The 22,519-nt window shown below is 50.8% G+C and carries 16 protein-coding genes and 1 tRNA gene; 5 read left to right on the forward strand and 12 right to left on the reverse strand.

What is annotated here, in order from left to right:
• Positions 1-23: 23 nt before the first annotated feature.
• The 8 genes from iscX to R3B84_02565 all read right to left on the reverse strand — a co-directional run bounded on the left by iscX (position 24) and on the right by R3B84_02565 (position 5,429).
• Positions 24-233: a Fe-S cluster assembly protein IscX gene (iscX, locus tag R3B84_02530; protein ID MEZ6139425.1), complete on the reverse strand. Its 210-nt coding sequence runs from the start codon at positions 231-233 to the stop codon at positions 24-26.
• Positions 230-2,074 (reverse strand): Fe-S protein assembly chaperone HscA, encoded by a 1,845-nt coding sequence (gene hscA, locus R3B84_02535; protein MEZ6139426.1) that lies wholly within the window; start codon positions 2,072-2,074, stop codon positions 230-232. The genes iscX and hscA overlap by 4 nt, the downstream gene beginning before the upstream one ends.
• A 68-nt stretch (positions 2,075-2,142) precedes the next feature.
• Positions 2,143-2,214: transfer RNA gene (locus tag R3B84_02540), tRNA-Val, on the reverse strand.
• A gap of 36 nt (positions 2,215-2,250) precedes the next feature.
• Positions 2,251-2,754 carry a DnaJ domain-containing protein gene (locus R3B84_02545; GenBank protein ID MEZ6139427.1) on the reverse strand — a complete coding sequence of 168 codons (504 nt, stop codon included), beginning with the start codon at positions 2,752-2,754 and terminating at the stop codon, positions 2,251-2,253.
• 15 nt (positions 2,755-2,769) lie between these two features.
• On the reverse strand, positions 2,770-3,168 hold the full coding sequence (locus R3B84_02550; GenBank protein ID MEZ6139428.1) for an iron-sulfur cluster assembly accessory protein: 399 nt from the start codon (positions 3,166-3,168) through the stop codon (positions 2,770-2,772).
• Between the two features lie 48 nt (positions 3,169-3,216).
• Positions 3,217-3,633: a Fe-S cluster assembly scaffold IscU gene (gene iscU, locus R3B84_02555; protein MEZ6139429.1), complete on the reverse strand. Its 417-nt coding sequence runs from the start codon at positions 3,631-3,633 to the stop codon at positions 3,217-3,219.
• A 70-nt stretch (positions 3,634-3,703) separates the two neighbouring features.
• On the reverse strand, positions 3,704-4,930 hold the full coding sequence (locus tag R3B84_02560) for an IscS subfamily cysteine desulfurase (protein ID MEZ6139430.1): 1,227 nt from the start codon (positions 4,928-4,930) through the stop codon (positions 3,704-3,706).
• A 19-nt stretch (positions 4,931-4,949) separates the two neighbouring features.
• Entirely contained in the window at positions 4,950-5,429 is a 480-nt protein-coding gene (locus R3B84_02565) for an Rrf2 family transcriptional regulator (GenBank protein ID MEZ6139431.1), read from the reverse strand.
• 592 nt (positions 5,430-6,021) lie between these two features.
• Here R3B84_02565 and ccsA point away from each other — a divergent pair.
• Both ccsA and hemA read left to right on the forward strand, forming a co-directional pair.
• Positions 6,022-6,768: a cytochrome c biogenesis protein CcsA gene (gene ccsA, locus R3B84_02570; GenBank protein ID MEZ6139432.1), complete on the forward strand. Its 747-nt coding sequence runs from the start codon at positions 6,022-6,024 to the stop codon at positions 6,766-6,768.
• Positions 6,765-8,033: a glutamyl-tRNA reductase gene (gene hemA, locus R3B84_02575; protein MEZ6139433.1), complete on the forward strand. Its 1,269-nt coding sequence runs from the start codon at positions 6,765-6,767 to the stop codon at positions 8,031-8,033. The genes ccsA and hemA overlap by 4 nt, the downstream gene beginning before the upstream one ends.
• Here hemA and grpE read toward each other — a convergent pair.
• From grpE to R3B84_02590, 3 genes are read right to left on the reverse strand one after another with little or no spacing between them, the layout of a single operon-like run.
• The gene (gene grpE / locus R3B84_02580) at positions 8,026-8,922 is read right to left on the reverse strand and encodes a nucleotide exchange factor GrpE (protein MEZ6139434.1); all 897 of its coding nucleotides are present in this window, start codon (positions 8,920-8,922) and stop codon (positions 8,026-8,028) included. The genes hemA and grpE overlap by 8 nt on opposite strands.
• Positions 8,919-9,218, reverse strand: a complete 300-nt coding sequence (locus R3B84_02585) for a J domain-containing protein (GenBank protein MEZ6139435.1) — start codon at positions 9,216-9,218, stop codon at positions 8,919-8,921. The genes grpE and R3B84_02585 overlap by 4 nt, the downstream gene beginning before the upstream one ends.
• Positions 9,215-11,530 (reverse strand): hypothetical protein, encoded by a 2,316-nt coding sequence (locus tag R3B84_02590; protein MEZ6139436.1) that lies wholly within the window; start codon positions 11,528-11,530, stop codon positions 9,215-9,217. The genes R3B84_02585 and R3B84_02590 overlap by 4 nt, the downstream gene beginning before the upstream one ends.
• Before the next feature lie 171 nt (positions 11,531-11,701).
• Between R3B84_02590 and R3B84_02595 the strand changes: the two genes are divergently transcribed.
• The 3 genes from R3B84_02595 to R3B84_02605 all read left to right on the forward strand — a co-directional run bounded on the left by R3B84_02595 (position 11,702) and on the right by R3B84_02605 (position 17,912).
• Complete coding sequence (locus R3B84_02595) at positions 11,702-14,458, forward strand: hypothetical protein (GenBank protein ID MEZ6139437.1); 2,757 nt, start codon at positions 11,702-11,704, stop codon at positions 14,456-14,458.
• 256 nt (positions 14,459-14,714) lie between these two features.
• The gene (locus R3B84_02600; protein MEZ6139438.1) at positions 14,715-16,685 is read left to right on the forward strand and encodes a sialidase family protein; all 1,971 of its coding nucleotides are present in this window, start codon (positions 14,715-14,717) and stop codon (positions 16,683-16,685) included.
• Between the two features lie 99 nt (positions 16,686-16,784).
• On the forward strand, positions 16,785-17,912 hold the full coding sequence (locus R3B84_02605) for an AGE family epimerase/isomerase (protein ID MEZ6139439.1): 1,128 nt from the start codon (positions 16,785-16,787) through the stop codon (positions 17,910-17,912).
• Here the strand turns inward: R3B84_02605 and R3B84_02610 are convergent.
• Positions 17,902-22,431 (reverse strand): WD40 repeat domain-containing protein, encoded by a 4,530-nt coding sequence (locus R3B84_02610; protein MEZ6139440.1) that lies wholly within the window; start codon positions 22,429-22,431, stop codon positions 17,902-17,904. The genes R3B84_02605 and R3B84_02610 overlap by 11 nt on opposite strands.
• Positions 22,432-22,519: the final 88 nt, after the last annotated feature.

Here is a 22,519-nt window from a genome sequence, read left to right on the forward strand (position 1 = left end):
AAAAGCTTTGGAGCTTCGTAAAATTATCCCCCGTATTCATCCTGCCATTCTTCATACCAGGCCATTTGAATTGCTTCCAGAATTTTCTCGTTGGATTTGTCGGCGGTGCCTTCAAACCCTTCCAGATCCATTATCCATTTGTGCATATCGGTAAACCGCACCGTCAGTGGGTTTAAGGTGTCGTAACGTTCAAATAATAATTCACCGATTTCTCGATAATCAGTCCAGGTCATTGGTTGTTTCCACCTTCCAGTAATTTCTGGTCGAGCTGTGCTTCTGTTTTGCCAGTCAGAGTTTGTTTCACCACGGCGTTCATCATCTGTTCTGCCAGTGGGATGGTGGCCTGAGCAAGTTCTTTCAGGGCATCCTGTAACGCATCGACACTGGTGCCATCAATTGTCTGTTGGACACCCGCCACGGCGGCAATTACCCGTTCTTTCTGTTCGGGAGAAAGGGATTTTCCAGCCAGGGCAAGGCCTTTGCTGGTATGATTCAGATCGGCGTGGGCTTTGGAGCGGAATTCGATCAGCCGACGCTCCTGAAAGTCCACTTCCGCATGATCGACACTTTCCAATACCAGTCGATCCACTTCGTCCTGCGACAACCCGTGGGCAGGCTGCACGGTGACACTTGCAACGGAACCACTTCTAAGTTCTTTCGCTGCAACGGTTAACTGCCCATTTTCATCCACTTGAAAAGTCACGTCGACCTGGGCAAACTGGGCCGGCAGTGGGGGAATCGCCAATTTGAACTTCCCTAGAAACTGACAATCCTTAATCAGCTCCCGCTCACCCTGATAGACATTCAGTTCCACATGGGTCTGACCATCAACCGCGTTGCTGTACCGCCTGGTTTCGCGGGTGGGTACGGGTGCATTGCGAAAAATCACCTTGTCCATCACGCCGCCGAAGGTTTCAATACCCAGCGACAGCGGAATAACATCCATCAGCACCATATCTTTGCGGTTGCCTGCCAGAATATCCCCCTGTATGGCGGCACCCAGTGCCACTACTTCATCGGGATTCAATTCACAGTGGGGTGGTTTCTGGAAAAGTGCCTCGACCTGCTTCCGGACGTAGGGAATCCGGGTGGAGCCACCCACCAGCACCACTTCGTCAATCTCTGCCACGGTTAATTCCGCATCCCGCAACGCCCGCCGACAGCAATCCAGCGTGCGTTCAATCAGGGACTGCATCATCCCTTCCAGTTCGGTGCGACTGATCTGCTGTCGCCATTCGATGCCAAATTGTGGCAAATTCACTTCGTAAGTGACTTCTTCTGAAGTAGTTAGGGCGATTTTTACTTCTTCGGCAGCGGCACGTAACGTTTGCACCACCAGTGGCTGGCTGGCCACGTCCGGTGGGAGGGTTTGTCGCACCAGATCGACCAGCAGGCGATCAATATCATCACCCCCCAGGTGGGTATCGCCATTGGTGCTTAGCACCTGAAAAAGACCTTCTTTGATGGCCAGAATCGAGCAATCGAAGGTGCCACCGCCGAAATCGTAAACCACCACGGTGCCATCTTTCCTGTTCAGACCGTACGCCAATGCTGCTGCGGTGGGCTCGTTGATGATCCGCAGCACATCCAGACCTGCAATTCTGCCCGCATCACGGGTGGCCTGGCGTTGCGAATCATCAAAATACGCGGGAACGGTAATCACTGCTTTGGTGGGATTGCCCGCACGCTGGCGGACTTCACGCAGGATCATTGCGGAGAGTTCTTCGGGTGTGTAACGGGCCTGGCCGATCTGAACGTGCAGCACCTTGCGACCGGTAAGGGTTTTGTGCTCGGTCAACTGATGCGGAATGTGGGGCAATTCGGCCTGTAAGTCCTCCAGCGACCGGCCCATCAGGCGTTTGACACTGAAAACGGTGGATTCCGGGTCTTCCAGTGCCATTTTCCGTGCTGCGGAACCCACGGTGACCCGACCGGTGCGTTGAAAATGCAGCACGCTGGGAACCAATGCCGTGCCTGCAGCATCCCGCACCACCTGGGGCTGACCATCGACTATAAAGGCGGCAAGACTATTCGTGGTACCTAAATCGATACCCACAACCTGTTGAGTGCTCATGAATGATTAGAGGATTTTAATAAGTAGGTGGCTGGGCAGGAAGGACGGCTTACCACAGATATTGGAAATGGGCGCTACAGGGATCGAACCTGTGACCATTCGCTTGTAAGGCGAACGCTCTACCGCTGAGCTAAGCGCCCGCATCTTCGTGCGGAAGATTTTCATTCAGTATATTCCTATCGGAGGCGAATGTCCCGTAGTAGGTTCACAATATAGTGCACTGCGTTGAGTTTTTTTCGGCACAATTGTAAATGGGCCAGATCTTGTGATCCTGTGTCCAGCAGTGGGGCCAGTTCTTCAAACAGTCGATCCCGCTGAGCCTGCAGTTTCAGCTCCATTGCCTGTAATTGGGGTGAATTGGCATCCAATTCTTCCATTTCCATGCGAAGCATCAGCACTTCTTCCAGAAATTCCGGTGGAATATCTCTAAGTTCTGTGGCAGACGGCCCACCGAACTGGCTGAGCAGGTAGTCCGCACGCTTGTAGGGATCGCGCAGAACGGTGTATGCTTCATTGACTGCAGCTGTCATATCCCGACTGACCAGGTGGGCCGATTGACTGGTTCCCTGATGCTGATCCGGGTGCACTTGACGCGACCGTTCACGATACGCCGTGTCAATTTCAGCACGACTGAACGAAAAACGCCTCGGCAGGCCGAGGCGAGCAAAATAATCTTCCACGAAACGTGTTATCCATTACATGGAGTAAGAGCTACCACAACCGCAGGTCCCTTTGACGCTGGGGTTGGTGATTTTGAAGCCACGGGTGTTCAGATCGTCGTGGAAATCAATGGTGGCACCATCGAGATACAGCAAACTTTTCTTGTCAACCACCAGGGTGACACCATGCTGTTCCGATTTGACATCGGTTTTTTCATTGAACACAGTGTCCAGATCGAGCTTGTTCTGGAAACCGCTGCAGCCACCACCACGCACGCTGATTCGCAGGTACAGTGCGTCCGTTGAACCAGCAGCCTGCTGTTCTGCCACCACTCGGAGGACTTCAGAAGCAGCTTTTTGGGTAACAGTGATTGGGAAAGTCGTTTCGCAGGTGGTGCTGTTGGCTGTTCCCAGGGTTTCTAATGTTGCAGACATATTGGTCATCCTTCTGTTAAGTAGTTATCAATTCGTAAGTTACGGCGATTAGTGTGCTGCGGCCAATTCTGGCTGGGCAGCAGTTTCCTGCTTTTGTTTGTAGTTGTTGATCGCTGCTTTGATGGCGTCTTCGGCCAGCACGGAACAATGCACTTTCACTGGTGGGAGAGAAAGCTCTTCCACAATTTCGGTGTTTTTCAGTTCCATCGCCTGATCGATCGTGCGGCCCTTCAACCATTCGGTTGCCAGACTGCTGGAAGCAATCGCACTGCCACAACCAAAGGTCTTGAAGCGGGCATCTTCAATCATGCCGGTTTCCGGGTTCACCAGAATCTGCAGTTTCAGCACGTCGCCGCACTCAGGTGCCCCCACCAGACCAGTGCCCACCTGGGGGCTGTTCTGATCGAAACTTCCCACATTACGAGGGTTGTTGTAGTGCTCTAAAATCTTTTCGCTGTATGGCATTCGTCGTAAACTCCTTATATTTTATAGGTTAGTGGCAATGTTGCCATTCAATGTCGCTGTGCCAACCCAATCAATGTCCTGTCCAGGCGATCGTCTTCAGATCGATTCCCGCCTGTGCCATCTCATACAGAGGCGACATTTCCCGTAAACGATTCACTTCCCGCACCACCAGATCGACAACAAAGTCAACTTCCGCCACCGTGGTGAACCGGCCCAGGCCAAATCGGATACTGCTGTGGGCTAACTCGTCACCCACACCCAGTGCACGCAGGACGTAGCTGGGTTCCAGGCTGGCACTGGTACAGGCCGAGCCGGAAGAAACAGCAACATCTTTGATCCCCATCATCAGGCCTTCGCCTTCCACATATGCAAAGCTGATGTTGGCATTACCCGGCAACCGTTCTGTGGGGTGGCCATTGAGGTACGATTCCGGCAACTGATCCATGATGCCAGCCCGCAAGCGCTCACGCAATTCCAACAACCGCTTGGATTCCGTGGGCATTTCCATTTCAGCAAGTTTGCAGGCGACACCCAGCCCAACAATCTGTGCGACGGGCAGGGTGCCAGAACGCATGCCACGCTCATGCCCACCACCATCGATCATCGGTTCCAGACGAACGCGGGGGTCTTTTTTACGCACATACAGGGCACCAATTCCTTTCGGGCCATAAATTTTGTGCCCAGTCAGGCTTAACAGGTCAATACCCATCGCCTGAACATCAATCGGAATCTTGCCAATTGCCTGCACTGCATCAGTGTGAAACAAAACACCTTTGGCTTTACAGACTTTGCCAATTTCCGCAATTGGCTGGACGGTGCCGATTTCGTTGTTGGCAGCCATCACCGTTACCAGAATGGTTTTGTCGGTGATCGCCTGCTCCACTTGTTCTGCAGTAATTCTGCCGTAAGCATCGACAGGCAGATAAGTTACGTCAAAACCTTCTTTTTCCAGCCGTTTGCAGGGGTCCAGTACGGCTTTGTGCTCGGTTACCACTGTGATAATGTGGTTGCCCCGCTTCTTATACATCTGGGCAACGCCTTTGATGGCCAGATTGTTGCTTTCGGTGGCCCCACTGGTAAAGATGATTTCTTTGCCGGTGGCACCAATAATGGAGGCAATCTGGTCGCGGGCTTCATCAACAGCCGATTCTGCCTGCCAGCCAAATGGGTGACTGCGACTGGCAGCGTTCCCATAATGTTCCGTGAAATACGGCAGCATTGCTTCCACCACTCGCGGATCGGTACGTGTGGTGGAGTTATTGTCCATATAAATCGGCAATCGCAATTCGCTACTCATTGGTGTCTGGTATCCCTTATCAGATCGTCGCCGTTGCAGGAAGTAACTGCAATCGCGATGGAAAATTCACATTTGTATCAACAATGTCCGCAAATAGTTCAGCCAGGGTCAGTCCCTGAAAAACTTTCATCATGCGGCGGTGTATCTGCATCATCGGGGTGCGGATCGGGCACTGGTGCTCCAGTGTACACGCGGGCCGCTCTTCCCCTTCGGTGTGAGTACACTCTGCAATCCGAAACCCCTCTTCCAACTGCTCTAACAGGTCAGTAAAGTGGATCTGGTCGGCAGGACGCTGGAGAACATAGCCCCCTTTCACCCCACGCTGGCTAACAACAAAGCCTTTCTGGCAAAGTTCTTTCAGAATGTTGGCAATAAATGCCTTGCTTAAACTGAACCGCTCAGCGATTTCGCGAGCACTCTGCCCCTGGTGCTGCCTTTCATGCAGGTGGGACAAAATCAGCAGGGCATAATCAACTTTCCGGCTCAGTAGTGTGATCATGGCCAACGTCCCACGTGAAAAGAGTACCAATCTACTACTATATTAGCGACCTAAAGAGTACAAGAAAAGTGCTCTTTCAATTTTTCTGGCAATTTTTGGTAAATGGCAAGGGAAATGAGATAAGTTTCATAATTGATGAGGCTGAGTTCTTCTGATTACCACACTGATCAATCCGCACAGAAATGGTTTTCACCCAGCACTACGACTGCTGGAATTGTCTGTCCGGGTCGCCATTTTCAACTTTTTTCCGCCATTTTGCCATTTTCATCAAAATAATCTCGCAATGGCGACTCTCAAAAGGATATATATTTGTATATTGCATTTGTGGTGGGCATATGTCTATTCACCCTAGCTGCGCTCAGAATGACATTTGGAGTGCAACTGATTTCTGCATTCAAGGGGTAGTAATGAAAACGTAGCTGCAGACTGTGTACTTGAACAAGTCCAGACAGGAGATCTGTTCTACACGGCAAAAACCAGTTTTTCGATGGCGAAGTGGGGCAAGTTGCCATAAAATGTGATTTTACGGGCCATCAACACACCTATGGGGATCACACACACCTGTTTTGGTCTCAGTTACCTGGTTTCTCTGTTGGCGGAGATCATCTTTTTGATGATGCCCCGTCGGTGGCTGAAAGTGACCAGCGTTCTGTTTGGCGTTGCAGGCCTGATTGCCCACACAATTTACCTGATTGTCTACCACCCCACTGCTGCCAATGCTCACGGTTCGTTATTGCTCTTAGGGTGGGTCTTTGGGGTGTTTTATCTGTCCGCAATGGTGCACAGTCGCACCCGCGTGTGGGCAGTGTTTGTTTTGCCTTTAGTCATTATCCTGGTGGGACTTTCGTACGGTTTCCGTGCCGATCAATCCACCACCTGGTTCAGCGGTAACCACTTCTGGGGCACCGTCCACGGCCTCCTGCTACTGCTGGGTTACGTGGGGATTACCATGGGGTTTCTCGCCAGCATCATGTACCTGATTCAGTCGCGAAGACTGCGGCAGAAAAAAGCACTACTTGGTGGCTTTAAGCTGCTTAATCTGGAACGACTGGAAGATATGAATCGCCGCGGGATCTATCTGGCGATGCCTTTCCTGACGGTTGGCCTGTTGTTGGGTATTCTTCGTTTACCCTGGACAGAATTTGCCAACCAGCAATGGACAACGCCAAAAATCGTCGCCACAGCGGGCTTATGGCTGACGATGGTCCTGCTGATTTATCTACGTTATTCCACATCAGTTGCTTCCAGAAGGCTTGCCTGGTTCACCATTGCTTGCTTCGTGCTGATGTTGTGCTCGCTGCTTGCCTCCCACCCCTTTGCACCGGGGGTGAAACCATGAATGTGGCCGGATTTGGACTTTCGGTGCACTCTGCCAGCGTTGAACTTCGTGAAAAGCTTGCATTCAATGATGCATTGCGCGACCGTTGCACCAATGAACTCAGTGCCCGCTTTGGGGCAGAAACGGTGCTGCTGAGCACCTGCAACCGCGTGGAATTGTACATGGCACGTGGGGATGGGGAGCAATTACCGGAAATTGGCCTGATTGCTGAATATTTTGGGGAAATCCATCACATTGAACCGGAATTGATTTCCAGCCACCTGGTGGAACGACAGAACCAAGGCCTGATTGCCCACCTGTTTCGAGTGGCAGCAAGCCTGGACAGTCTGATTGTGGGTGAAGGCCAGATCGCAGGCCAGGTAAAAGATGCTTTTGAAAGTGCGATGCGTGCCGGCCACACAGGGCCGTTTCTGAATGCACTCTTTCAGGCGGCCCAGCGTGTTGCCAAGCGGGTACGCACCGAAACACCGATTGCGGAAGGCCATGTTTCCGTTTCCAGCGTGGCCGTGGATTTTGTCTGCCAGGTGTTTGACCATTTCAGCGACAAGAATGTGCTGGTGATTGGTGCGGGCAAAATGGGGCGATTGACCCTGAAACATTTGCAGGAACTGGCACCAAAACGCATTTTAATTACCAACCGCAGTCCAGAGAAAGCCCAGTTGCTGGCGGATGCGTGCAATGGGACCGCTGTTCCGTGGGAAAACCTCGATGAGGCACTGACGCAGGCGGATATTATACTCAGCACCACCGGTTCACCAGAAGTGATTGTCACGAAACAACGTTACGCTGCGGTGCGGGCACAACGAGGCAGAAAAACCACGGTAATTCTGGATATTGCTGTCCCACGCGACTTCGATCCCGCGATTCACGATGCGGAATCGACCTTTTTGTTCAATATCGACGACTTAAAGGCAGTGCGGGAACAGGCAATTGCCCGCCGACGAGGTTACATCGACCAGGCCGAGGCAATTGTTGCCCAGGAAGTGAAGCAGTTTGAAGAAGACTGGTCGCGACGGAAAAGTGGGCCAGTGATTGCGGAACTGACCAAAGAATTTGAAACAAAACGCCAGCAGATTCTGGCGGACCTGATGCCCAAATTGAACGGCAAATTATCAGATAAAGAGCGGAAAGATATTGAAGCAGCGTTTCGGCTTTTTCAGAACCGTCTGCTTCACGGACCGATCAGCGTGTTAAGCCAGTCTGCACGGGAAGGCAACCAGAATTCCCTTCTGGATGCGATCCGGAAACTCTTTGGGCTTAATTGACCGCACGCACCACCTTGACCTGAGCATAGCGAAACAATCCCCCCTGCCAGCGATAACCCCGTCGCACGGTTTCGCAAACCGTATTGGGCTGTTCATCGGGATCGGATACCGTTTCCACCACTTCCATGTATTGGGGATCGAATATTTCCCCATCAGTGGGTAGGATTTCCATCCCCACATCGGCCAGAATCCGATCAATCCGGTTCAAACTCATTTGATATCCGGTAATCAACCCATCCAGCCCACCGATTGTCTGCTGATTCTGGGTCAACAGTTCTTCACGCACCTGGGCAAATTGGGAAGCAAGCTCTTCCCGCCACTCCTGAATTGCGGCAGTGGGGTCTCCGGATTCCGTGAAAGTTTCCTCATCTGCTGTTGGTGCGGGGCTTTTTGACGCCCAGAAAGCCCACCAGGGGGCTTTTGTGGAGGTTCGACGCCGTCCCACGCTGGATCCCACGGGTAGTTCGGGAATTTCGGGAATGTCGATCTCCAGAAGTGCCTGCATCTGCTCAAAAGCCTCGTCAAACTGGTGCCGTTGCCGCACCACCTGAGTGAGCGATAGTTCCAGATAGTCGTAAATGTCGACCAGGCACTTCAATAACGGTTTTGCCACCTCCGCAGGTGGGGGATAAGACCGCTCCGGCCGCTGGCCAATCCACGCACAGGCCTGCTGATATTGCTCCTGGATCTGCTGGCTCAATTCGTTGCTGGATCGTGTGGCCTTGGTTAACAGATTCACTTCCTGCCGTAAGGCAGTGAACTGTTCGACAATGGTTAGAAGATCGATTGGTGGTAAGTCCGCAGGCAGATCGATCGCACCAGCATCTGGCATTTCCGTTAGCCAGGTGCGAAAACTTGCCAGTGCAGATTCAATTTCTTGCTCGCTCAAGATTCGGTTCTGCCCATGAGCGACTGAATCTGATTGATTGAAAGCCGGTTGCGGATCGTCGGACAAGATACTGTCTCCAAAAAGTCTTCCAGGGTCAATTTTTCGTCGTTTTCGAACAAAATCCAATCAAGGCACTGGTCCAGGTCACGCACACGATTGTATGCTTCGCTGATTTCAGAGAAACGCTCAGGATCGCGTTCTGGTGAATGTGCCCGCACCAGTTCCAGATAGCGTTTACGGATCAGCGCAGTATCAGTGGTGACTTCCATGCCAAGCACCGCGAATGGGTTTTTCACAGTAGTTCCTCAAGCATCTTAATAAAATCGTGTTTGTCGGAGATCTGATCCTGAAGGTAATCTGCGATTGCTCCCGGGTGGATCAGGAGAAAATTTTGGTAAACACCCTTCCATAGTTTCTGTTCTAAGGGATGCTCACTGAGATAACCATCTTCCCATTGACGAGTAATGGAATAACAGACTCTGGGAAGCTCGATAGCAAAAAGTTTCGCCATCATTTTTATGAGATACGTAGCAACAGTAAATTGAAGGTGTTGTTTGTTGCGTGCAAATTTTTCTTTGATGTATTTCTCTAGATAAAAAACGGCATAATACTCGCCTCCCTCGATCAAATCGACCATCAGGCGAGTTGCTTTATCAGGAGGTCGTTGAGCTTTTTGTTGGTCTACAAAAATAGTAAACAGAGTTTTGTGAAGTGGCCCAAAACCTGTGAATGGGCTGGTGGGCTGCTGAAAAAAGTGGCTCAGGATCGGCAACAGCAACACCCATTCATTCCAGAGTAATTTGCTATCATCCAACAAATCCTGATAGGATTTTTTCAAAGGATCCAGCGTCTTCTTGGTGACACCCAACACAGCAGAACATGCATATACAGTAAATGCTACCGTAACAGGGTAATCTGCATACTGCAATCGAATTTCGTTCAGGATCTCATTCGCAGCCGAGATCTCTTTGCTTTTTGTCAAATTGGCAAACTTCATCCCCAACGCTGCTAATTTGATGGTGGGAATGTTACTTGATTGATATCGCTCGATGAAATCCTCAACTTCCAGAGGTTTTTTTGATTTTTTCTGCAGTAAAAGTTCTGTCCAGGATAGATGGTGCCGAACAATCTTCAGAAATTGCGGTTCTGGTGTCAGTGGAATCAACAGATCAAGGATTCCTGGCAACTCAGGCATCCCAAGTTGATTCGCAGTCGCACAGCAAAACGACATCAGTTCACGATTATGCGGGAAACGTTTGATTGCTTCCAGACATCGCGCTTTTAGCTGATCTGATTCGGCTTTAGCATTCAGCACAGGATCTGCAAATCGAAAATTGAAATACCCTTGCCAGACATTCGAACTTTCAGGCGAACAATCGATTGCCCGGGAAATACACGCCAGCTTACTGGTAAGACTGGCATCATAATTTTCTGACAGTTGAAGGTTCCACTTCGACTTTAACCATTTTTTGGGCAGAAGACTTTTCAGCTCATTCGGGACATCTGGAGTGTGATTCGGGAAATGCACCGCGATTTCCTGCCATATTCTGGCAAGTGCCTTTGGTAACGCAGGATTATTCTGAAATAGTGGTGTGTTGGGAAGTAATTCCGCATAAGCAGCGAGATAATGGCATCTCAGAATAGGATACTTTACCTGTAATGAACGCAATCGACAGAAACCCGGGTCGAACTTTGGGAGCGAGAACGTACGCAGATACATATCGCACATTTCCGATGAATACCTGATGGGGCATTTGGCCAGATTCCAATAAAAGATCGTGGCACAGGCATCGGTAATCCCCGGGTATGCCGATTCCAGCTTTTTGGTCAGTCTGCCTGCGATTTCCAAACCACTTTCGTACGACATTTCCTCAAGAAGTTGATTTTCAACTCGAAGCAGTTCTTTCACATCAGGTGACGAATTGTTTCGAACACTGGTAGATTGCTTCCCACCAGACATCTGCCGATGAGTTTCGGCAAGCAGTGCGGGAGCAAACCCGGGCTTTAACCGTTTCCAGTTTTCTTCTGCTCGCTCATCATCGCTATTGGCCCACGCAACCATCCCTCGAATCAGCAATTTCCATGAGAGGTAGGGGGACTTCAATCCAATTCCATCAAGCTGGCTGATCGCCTCTTGATCGTTTCGACTTTCGTATGCTTTCAATGCCCCCATCACCAGCGAATAGTGCGGGCGCCATTCTTCTGGAAGTTGGGAGGGATCTCCTTTGCGGATTGCATCGTCTGCCAGAAACACGAGTAATTCCTGATGGAACTCCGGGTGATTGGCTAACATCTTCTGGGCGGCTTCCAACTGTCCCGCCTGAATCCGCAAGGAAATGATTTCAACTCCCCACTCATCCAAGTTGTAGGGCAACAAATCGACCTGGCGGAAAATCCAGATTAATTGCGCGCTGTTATTTAAATGCAGGAGATTGCGGATGATTTTCAGCACTACTTCGCGCAGGTGGGTGTGATTGACAGGGTCGGCATCGATCAGCACAATTTCCTGCGCCAGGTCATAGGCTGCTTTCCACTGCTTCAAATGTAAGGCCTGGGCGATCTTTTGCTTCAGGATGCTGACTTTCTTCTGTTTTTCCCTGTCTATCATCTGCGTCACAGCAATATTCTCAACGGATAAACAAACTCGTTTGGGGATCACTTTCTATGATATTTGACATACTGTATTGACAACTTAAAGACGATGATTGATCCAAAAAGAGTTCTGCTTTCGCCATATCGGCTGCCTACCCACCATCCGGTTTATCTGAATCAGGATGAAATGGCGTCCTGGTTAAGTGGGCTGGCGGTGCTGTGGCATCCGGCAGTTCTCTGGAACTCAAACGCAGCACCGGTGGTAGATTCTGTCTACGATTACGACCCACCGAAACCTGGGCAGATTTACGCTCTGCCGGAATCACCATCTCAGTATATGTCGGAAAACTGGCTGGAAACCTGCCTGGAAGTGGGGGCCTTGTCGGTCAAAACGACCGGTTCGCGGGAAGAAGCGTTCCTGGATCTTCGAACTGCCTTTCAACAATCTGCTGAATCGGTACAAGGCAAGCCATTTTTTGGTCATCCTGAACAGGCAAGGTTGCTTGATCTGCCACACGATCAGGTGCGACCGTTTTTAGGCCTGGGATTTATGTATCTGGTGATCGATGCACTTTTTGAGGCGATGGACCACCAGAAACTACTGGATTATGAAGGATTCTGGGCGGATGTGCAGGCTGCGATTCAGGCGTTGATCTCAGAGAATCCCGAACAGGCATGGACTTTCCACCTGGAACAGGCCACCATGCGTTTGATGAGTGCCCGCGATGTACTCTATTCGATGCCTATTCTGCTGCTCGATATCTGGCATATTCGCACTTCAGAAGATTGTGCGAATCCTCCTGTGGGCTATCAGTTGTCTCACCCTACCAACATTCTGGTGAATGGTGCCACGCTGGAACAGCTTGCTACCACCGATCAGGCATGGCTGGAACAGGTGCGTCAACGACTGGATGAAGCGATTCAACCACCCACCCTCGAACTGGTTGGTGGGATCTTTACCGAACGACCGGATGCCCTGCTGCCAATCAATTCCGAATTGTGGAACTATCAAACCGGGCGAAAATTAGCTGCCGAACTGAATTTAGGCCGAATTGATATCCTGGCACGCACCAGTGCATCGGAACACCCCATGGTGCCTTCACTTGCCCAGTGCACCGGCTACAAACGAGTGCTGCTGGTGCCAGCAGAAGATGCGGTAACACCTTCCTTCCGTGCGACCATCATTAATTGGACAGCTCCAGATGGCAAATCGACCGATGCCTTCTGTCGCAAACCCCTGCCCGCAAACAAAGCGGAATCGTTTTTTAATCTGGTATACCACCTGCACGAATCAATCAGCCAGGATTCTACACCCACGCTGGCCTTCATCCACAACGATGGGACTGCCCACCCGATTTATGAAGACTGGCTTTCCCTGAGCCAGATTTCACCCGCACTGGGTCAGTGGATGACCTTCTCTGAATATTTTGGTAGTGCGATGGCGGGGGATTACATCGGCATCACCAATGCGGATGATTTTTTTGCCGATCACCTGGAAGCCCGTGTCAATACAAAATGTTCCGACCCTGTCAGTGCGTTTGCCCGCTTCACCCAATATCGGCGGGAAATTGATATCCGGCAGACTTTTGCCGCCATCCACCGTGCACTGAACCCCACGTGGGGTGCGGAAGATCACTCCGCGTGGGAAAAGTTGCAGGCTACCGAGAAATCGTTAGAAAGCTCTCATCTGTTGGAAAATGATTCTGTCAACTCCCAATCACACATGTACTGGCCGGAGGCACTTGCAAATCGGATTCAGTCCCGTTCGGCCCCCAATACCCCCGGATGGCTGGTGCTCAATCCATGTGCCTTCACAAGGCGGGTGGCAGTCGACCTGGAGCAGAGTGGCAGGATTCCGCTGGAAGATCCGGTGAAAGCCGTTCAGTGGGACAACGAACGCACTCAAGTGGTTGTGGAAGTTCCCCCACTTGGTTTTGCCTGGGTTCCCAGGAACGATCAGGCTGTTGCACCGAAACTGCGGATCCGCACGGCAGAAGGAAATCTGGTCAGGAATGAATTTTTCGAAGCGGAAATTGATCCGGCAACTGGCTGCCTGAAACTGATCCGAGACATCAAAAACAAGATCCCACGGATGGGGATGCAGTTGGTCTATAATCCGGGTAGTCGATGTGAAGGTCGAGGCGTGCGGATCATCCACCAGGGGACAGCCCTCGGCGAAATTGCGTCTGATGGTGTCATCCTGAACGAGCAGCACGAAGAACTGGCCCAATTCACATTACATCTGCGTGCGTGGCTGATGCGGCCGCTGCTGGAAATCAGTATCACAATTCGCCCATCGCACCCACCTACGGGTTATCCGTGGCATGCTTATTATGGTGCACGCTTCGCCTGGCGAGATGAACATTCTGCCCTGTTTCGTGGCATCAGTGGACTGTCTTTTGCTACTCAGCATTCCCGCCCACAGACTCCGGATTTTCTGGAAATTAAATACGGTCGCTCCACCACCACCATTCTGACTGGCGGGCTGCCATTTCTGCAGAAAAACGGTTCACGCATGATGGACCTGATTCTGATTCCCGAAGGGGAACAGGAAACCCATTTTGAACTTGGGGTGTTGCTGGATCGTGATTATCCCCTGCAGAGTGCGATTGGCTTTACCACTCCGGTAACCATGATTCCCACAGAAAAAGGCCCACCTCCCACGGGTGCGACAGGCTGGTTGTTCCAGGTGGATTCACCGAATCTGGCAATGCTGAACATGACTCCCACACCCGATGGCCAACGGGCAATTATTGTGACCTTCCTCGAAACCAGTGGCCTGCACGGTGGTATTGCCTACTTTGCCTGTTTTCGCCCACCTGTCAGCGCCGTGCTGCTCGATGGTGACGATCAGCCATTTACGGGACTGGAAATCGAAGAGCACCAGGTGAAACTGGAGTTTGCAGGCGGGGAACTCTTCCGCATCCGGGTGAATTTTGAATAACGACAAACATCCACATCCAAAAAGTTAGTTAATATGTCAAGGATTCGCCATTTGGCGATTCAATGATATGTAAAGTATTCGCTAGAAATTGGCTGTTTGTTGATATGTAAAGTATTCGCCAGACAATGGCTGATTGTTGATGCATCAATCGTTGATCAATCATCCAATCACCACGATACAAAAAATGAAAACTTGAGATACTCCCGATCCTGATTTCGAGACACACAGCAAGGCATTTAGCAACGAGGTACTCCACATGCGATATTCGTGTTGTTCCGTTATTCTCCTGCTTGCATTGACCACCATTGCGGCTGAACCGAGTCTGGATCAAGTCGATTTGTTTCCTGCTGGACTGAAGGATAACAGGCAATTTCGCATTCCAGATATCGTCAACACAAAAAAACACACCGTGCAGACCTACTGCGGGGCACGGAACAACGATGAACTGCCTGCCAGCAAAATGTACGCCTGGTACCAACAAGATGGTGTGAAAGCTCGTGGTGACAAAGTCACGGAGTGGGTGACTACTGTGGGAACACCAACCACCCGCTCTCTCACGCACATTGTGGGCACACCGAGAGTGGTTCGCGTCAGCACACCCACCGGTGATCAGACCGTTATTCGTTTCGATGGCAAGTCTGCGCTCTGGCAAACGTCCACCTCCTGGGGATCACTATCGAACGAACGCACGGTCGTCGCATACCTTCGACTTGCAGCAAAGGCAGATGGATTTCTCTTTGATGGTTCGACCAATACCGGCATGACTCGTGCTCAGATACGCGATGGCAAGTGGCAGGTTGGCGTTCAGCCACCACCAATCAAGAATGCGGACTTGGCCGATGTGACCACTCACGAGGCAAAAACGAACGAATGGCAGGTTCACACATGGACTTTCAAGAAGACCGCGAATGCCACGACCATTTCACATTTCCAGGGCGACAAACTGAAAACCGTAACCACGAAGGCAACGAGTCCACTCAGTGGGTTTATTCTCGGTACCAATGTCGCCATCAAATCGGGGCTGGAATTCGACATTGCCGAAGCCATTGTCTACGACCGTGTTATTGATGCCGCGGAACTCAAGGCGGTGTCAACATACCTCAAAAACAAGTGGGGCAATCCGACAGAGCTGCCCGTGGAGAAGCAACCAAAAGCCGAGACGATACCGGATGATCCAAGGTTGTTTCGAACTGTTATCCGCAAAAATGGCGATGACAATGTCCACACTTACCGCATTCCCGGCTTAGCCACGACACCAAAGGGAACGCTCATTGCGGTGTTCGATATCCGCCACAAGAACGGCGCTGATTTACCCGGCGATATTGATGTAGGGATGATGCGTTCAACGGACGATGGCAAAACCTGGAGCGAGATGAAGCGGATCATGGATTACGATGCGAGTGTGGCCGGTTCCAGGGGGAATGGTGTTGGCGACCCGGCAATTCTCGTTGATCGTAAAACTGGAACGATCTTTGTTGCGGCACTTTGGTCGAAAGGTAACCGTGCGTGGTTTGGTAGCGGCCCAGGCCTAACACCAGAAGAAACAGGCCAGTTTGTCATTTCTCATAGCACCGACGACGGTTTGACATGGTCGAAACCGGTCAGCATTACCCCGCAAGTGAAGGACAAGGACTGGTTACTGTGCTTCCAAGGCCCCGGCAACGGCATTCAATTGAATGATGGCACACTACTTTTTCCTGCTCAATACAAGGGGAAAGACAAGATTCCGCATTCGTGCTTTGTCGCGAGCACTGACGGTGGCAAGAATTGGACAATTTCGCCTCCAGCGGTACCTGGGAATCCACCGACCAGCGAAAGCTCGATCGCTCAATTAGCCGATGGTTCACTTCTCTTGTCCATGCGCAATGAAAATCGCGTGGGGAAACGTGTTTGGGCACGCTGGGAATGGAAGGACACCATCACCAAAGGAAAATGGAGTGATCACTGGCTAGATGTAATCGACCCGACCTGTATGGCAAGCATGATCAGCCATCCGCATGGAGAATTGATCCTATCTAACCCGAATAACGCCAAGCAACGCGATCATCTCACTATCCGGACGAGCAAAGACAGCGGCAAAACCTGGAGCACCGGCAAACTACTCGATCCTGGTACAGCGATGTATTCGTGCATGACCGTATTGAAAGACGGAAGCGTCGGCATCCTGTATGAGAACGGAGAAGGCCTCGTGTTTGTCCGCTTTCCACTTGCTTGGCTTTTGGAGTAAAAAATGGACGTGACAACGCCAGAGGGCCATGCAACCTTTGCCCGAACATACAGAAACGCCCTCCTCAATGATGTGATACCGTTTTGGTTACATTATGGAATGGATCATGAACATGGTGGTTACCTGACAGCTCTCGACCGCGACGGAACAGTGATCGACACGGACAAGTCCGTCTGGTTTCAAGGTCGTGGTGCATGGATGTTCTCTACACTTTTCAACACGAGTGAGAAGAAATCTGAATGGCTTGATGCCGCGAAAAGTGGTATCGATTTTCTGCGCCAGCACGGAGCGTCTCCGACTGGCAAGTTGTATTTCACTGTTACCCGCGACGGGCAGCCACTGCGTCTCAGGCGGTATGTCTACAGTGAGGCATTTGCAGCCATGGCCAATGCCGCATATGCCAGGGCAACAGGCGATGAGCGAGCTGCAACAGATGCCCAGCATTATTTTGTAACCTACCTCGAATATTCATTTGGAAATGGTAAATCTCTTCCCAAGACAGACCCCACGACCCGCCCAACACTCGGTATTGGGCCATACATGTTTTGTCTGGCAACAGCGCAGGAACTGCGTGCCCACCTGGGCGAAGTGATTACCCTGCAGCGTACCTGCACCGAATGGATCGACTGGAGCATCGAGCAGATCGAAAAGCATTTTCTGAAGGTGGAATATGAAGCACTCCTTGAAGTAGTCGGTGCCGATGGTGAAGTGCTGGATCACTTTGATGGCAGACAGTTGAACCCAGGACATGCTCTGGAATGTGCCTGGTTTATCATGCACGAAGGCAGACACCGCGGAAATCAACATTACATCGAACTTGGCTTGCAGATCCTGGACTGGATGTGGAAGCGGGGTTGGGACGAGCAATACGGCGGAATTTTTTACTTTCGCGACTTAAAAAACAAGCCTGTGCAGGAATATTGGCACGATATGAAGTTCTGGTGGCCCCACTGTGAAGCAATCATCGCTACCCTGCTGGCCTGGAAACTGACAGGCCAGCCGCGATACGCGGAATGGCATCGCCAGGTTCATGATTGGAGTTTTCAAAATTTTCCCGACCCAGAATACGGGGAGTGGTATGGTTATCTCCACCGCGATGGGCGGATATCAACTACTTTAAAAGGCAATATGTGGAAAGGCCCCTACCACCTGCCAAGAATGTTGTGGTATTGCTGGCAGCTTCTGGAGCCAGCTTCAACCCTGGGAAACACAAAAACTATGGGATAACAAACATTAAGGCGTCTGGAGTGTCAGATTGCCGTACGCGTGGCCCACACCCGGCAATGATCCACTTCCCATCGGGGGAAATATCGATGCCATAAACGGGGCCGCGTTCTACATTCCAGGCCTGTAATAATTTGCCATCATTCACAGACCAGATGGCAATATGCCCAGTACCTTTCAAGCCAGGCCCTGAAGTGATTAATTTCGTCTGATCGGGCGTAAAGCGGATGGAATAAATCCCACCTGGGTGGGAGCGACCGGGATCACTCATAAAGTCCGGGTGCTGAAATTCCCGAATGACCGTGGCATCGCTTACCCGCCAGAGTTTTAATGTGCGGTCATTTGATCCCGAAGCTATTAACTGACCATCTTTGCTGAACGCTGCCGCAAACACCTGATCCTGATGCCCCCTGGGAAATGTCTTCGCATCAAATGCTTTAAACTCTTTTACCATGTTACCGTTAGTAGCATCCCAGATCTTCATCGTCTGATCGAGGCTGGTGGTCAATATCTGTGCTTTGCCAGGCACCCACTGGACACGGTAAATCGGCTGATCGGCTGGTTTTCTGTGGGCTTCAATCGTGCGTACATTGTTTTTCTTTTCCAGATCATAAATAAATAACTGGCCATTGTGCACACCCACCGCGATCTGCTTGCCATCTTCGGACCATGCCACCGTATCGACAATGTTGGGGTAGTTCAAATTCACCAATGGATCCATTGATGCCAGTTTCCACTGTCGTACTTTATTGTCCAGAGCATTGGTGAAAATGATACTATCGCTGGCGAACACTGCTGCTGCGAGTTTACCAGGGTGCTTCATGGTTTGCACCACCTTGCCAAAATTTGGCGGAGTTGGTTGATTGATTTGGAAAGCGACATCCCAGGCAATTGCCTGGTCATCATCGCCAATGCCAAGCAGCATCTGACCGTTCGGCGAAAACTGGATCTGTTTTGCTACCCAGGGTGTTTTCAGCAGTTCTTTGGGCTCAGGCACATTCACCTGATACATTCTCACCAGCTTTTCATCGCTTGCCACCGCAAGCAACTGGGAATTATTACTGAAATCCAATCCAGTAATTTTGCCAGGAATCGCTTCATACTTCCGATCGATATTACCATTACCTGTATTCAATTGATACGCAATTCCTTCACTACCCCCAACAGCTAGTGACGCACCATTACTGGAGATACTAAGTGCCTGCAGCTCTTTGCCAGACACCGCAATATCTCGAGTGAACAGATCCTGTTGAATGCTGATATTCCCTACTTTGTCTATGATTACCGCCTGGGGCTGGGTGGGGTGCAAAAATGCCTGCAAGTGATTGCTGTCAGTCTGATAACCCTGTCGAAACTGCCCCGTTGCAACATCGTATGCACTCACCAACTGATCGGCAGATTCTACGAGCAGCATTTGCTTATTGGTGCTGAATTGCAGTCGGTCAATTTTTGCTGATAACGCAATCTCAGCAACCACCTTGCCATCAGTCACCTGTGAAATGACCACGTTTTTTCCTTGAGCGACAGCCAGCAACGTAGCATCAGTGCTGATCGCAAACGCATCAGCAGCTTGTGGTAACTTTCGAGCAGGTGCCACCTCTTTCAATGTGGCAAAGTCCCATTTCTTGAATGCATGTTCCGCATCAATGGTGTAAACAAAGTTCTGTCCCAGGTGCAGGCCAACGTGGGGCGTGCCCTGCTGGTGCGGCACCAGGGCGGCCATGCCGGGTGTATCAAACGACCACTGTTCTTTATTTGCCAGACTGACATTTAATGTGCGGTTGTCTTTCAGCCAGTGCACCGCGGAAATCGGCATCTGCCAAGTGCGTGCTGCCTGCAATTCCCCCACCTGAGGTGAAATTGCAAAGACCTGTAAGTGATAGTTCGCACCAGCCTGGGATACTACCGCAGCCATTTTGGCATCCGCAGAAATTTTCACATTGACGGGACTTCCCAACACTTTCCAACTCGTTTGCGTCTCGGATGCTTTCCAAAGTTGCACTTCGGCATCATTCCAGGCAGTCACCAGGTGATCATTCGCTGTGCCCAGGAAATCAACGATTTTCCCAACGGTTTTACCAGAATATTCCGCTACCTGCTTCGCTGTGGATATTTCCAACAGATGAACTTTCGCATCATCGCCGGTAAAAGCAATACGATCGGAATTGGCACTGATCGCTACAGAACGAATTGCTTTTGTGGAGGAAGTCGCCCATTTTAATTGTGGAGACCACATCTGCACCTGCTTATCTGATGAAGAAGAAAGGAGCCGCTTGTTATCGAGATGAAAAACCAGATCAGTTACTGGCTTGTCGTGGGTAAAGCTTTCCAGATACACCAACGCCTGATCCAGCAACATTACTTTGCCATTTTCCAGACCGATGCTGATTCGTTGCCCATCTGGCGAGATGGCGCAGGATGTGATCTTTTGCTCCAGGGTTTTCGTTGCAAGCTGCTTGTTGGTTTCCACTTCACGAACAATTACTTGTTTGTCGGAAACAGCACACAGCAACTTGCCATCTTTCGAAACTACAAACCGTTTACATCCAGCAACAGTATCAATAGATTTCACGAACTTCAAATCGCTACTTTGGTGAATACGTACCACCGCTTCGCTATCACACAGACAGAATAACCAGTCGTTGCTGCCACCACGAATCAGTGTGCGAACTGGTTTATCCGCAATTTTGGCAGATGGCAATTCTTTGCCATCGCTCAATTTAACCGGGTAGATATTCCCATCATTGCCACCAGCAAGCACCGTCTGGTTGTTGGCACTCCAGGTGATGCTGGTAATCGGCACTTTTAATGAAACTGGTGGCAGATCTTTTGCGCCATCACGGAGATTGAGCACCCCATCATCCGTGGTGTAGGCAATGCGATTTCCATCAGAACTCACGGCAAACGTGCGGATGGCGGCCTTTGCGGTCAAAAGTGTCTGGGCACTGGGATTGTTTGTCGGCCAGGTGCGGATCTGTTTATCACTGGCTACAGTCCATATACGGTTGCCATCGGCCGATATGACAAGCATTTCTACTTCGGATGCGTGGGCAAATGTTACAGGTTTGGTGGGTGGCATTGCCCATACCTTCAAAGTGCCATCTTCGCCACCTGTCGCAACCACCTGTCCATTTGGTGCACTGGTGAGTGCGGGAACAATTCCCGTGTGGCCATCAAAGACCCCCACCTGCTGGCTGCTGTTGATATTCCAGACTTGAACACGACCATCGGGGGTGGAAGTCAGTATGTGTTGATTATCGCGATGCACAATTGCTGAAGTGGGCTGCAACGTCAGGCCAGTAAACTGTTTTTCCACCGCACCCGTGCTGGCATTGCACAAACGGACAATTTTGTCTGTGCTGCTGATGACCAGGCGGGCATCGTCTGGTGTATAGCTGGCTGTGGCAGGCACAGCGGGTAGTGCTACTTTTTTTTCTTCTTTAGGAATATTCCAGAGGCGGATTACTCCATCTTTGCCACTGCTGATGAATTGGGTGTTGTTTGTCTGAGTCTGCAGGTACTGCACCGCCATCGAGTGACCAGGCCATTTCGCAAGTAACTGTCCGTTGGAATTGGTCCAGCAGTACAGTACACCAGCTTCATTGCCAGCAATCAGATAGCTGTTGTTTGGAAACACTGCCAGTGCGGTGCAAGTGCCTTCCAGCCCGGTGTAGGTTCTTGCCACTTGGCCATTCGTCAGGTTGATTTGTCGCAACGTGTTATCTTTGCAATATGCGTAGAGGGTATTGCCATCGGTACTGATGGTGGCATTGGTAATCCCATTGCCGGGCACCAGATACTCTTTGTTAATGTTCGTGCGATATTGCCAGAACTTCACATGTCCATCCGCACCAGTGGTATACACAATCGGCTGACTGGGATGGATTTTTGCAGCATGTAACACCTGCATATGGGCATGCCACACCGCTAACAGTTTTGCATCGGCGATATTCCAGAGCTTCATTTCGCCGGCAGCAGTAGCTGTCAGCAAGATCGTATTATTCATGTGCAGGCATTGAATTGCAGCTTGATGTGCCTGCAGGTCGATCAGGCTTTTGCCATCGGCTACCTGCCAGAGTTTGACCTTTCCCTGTTGATTGCCCACTGCCACCAACTTCCCATCGGGGCTGGTCGCCACGGTGGTGCCTGGAGCAGCCATATCCCATTCCTGCATGGGGGTTTCCCTTGGGAAATCCCAAATCATCATTCGATTATCAGAGCCACCGGTAGCCAGGCGATCACCCGTATGGTCAAAGTCGACAGCCAGCACCAGGCTGTTGTGGGCCTTGGGGCCGGAAAATTCACGCACCAGGCGACCATCGGTGGTATCCCAGATATTGACCTTGTGGTCGAAACTGGCTGTGGCAGCAAATTTTGCCTTGGGATGAAAAGCAACCGCATAGATTGCTTCTTCATGACCGTGAAATATTGTTTTGGGCTGCGGGGCTGGTTTGGCTTCTTCTGAATAGAGGATAATGCCAATGCCCAACAGAACCAGGGTGCAGCAAAGAAGGCGGGTCATGTTTGTTGATCCTCCAAGGTGAGTGTTTGCGGAAGTCCCGCATTATCGCATGATTAGAGACGTCATTCAACCCTTAATCAAAGGAATC

The sequence above is a fragment of the Zavarzinella sp. genome (assembly GCA_041399155.1).
In the GTDB taxonomy this organism is placed as follows: domain Bacteria; phylum Planctomycetota; class Planctomycetia; order Gemmatales; family Gemmataceae; genus JAWKTI01.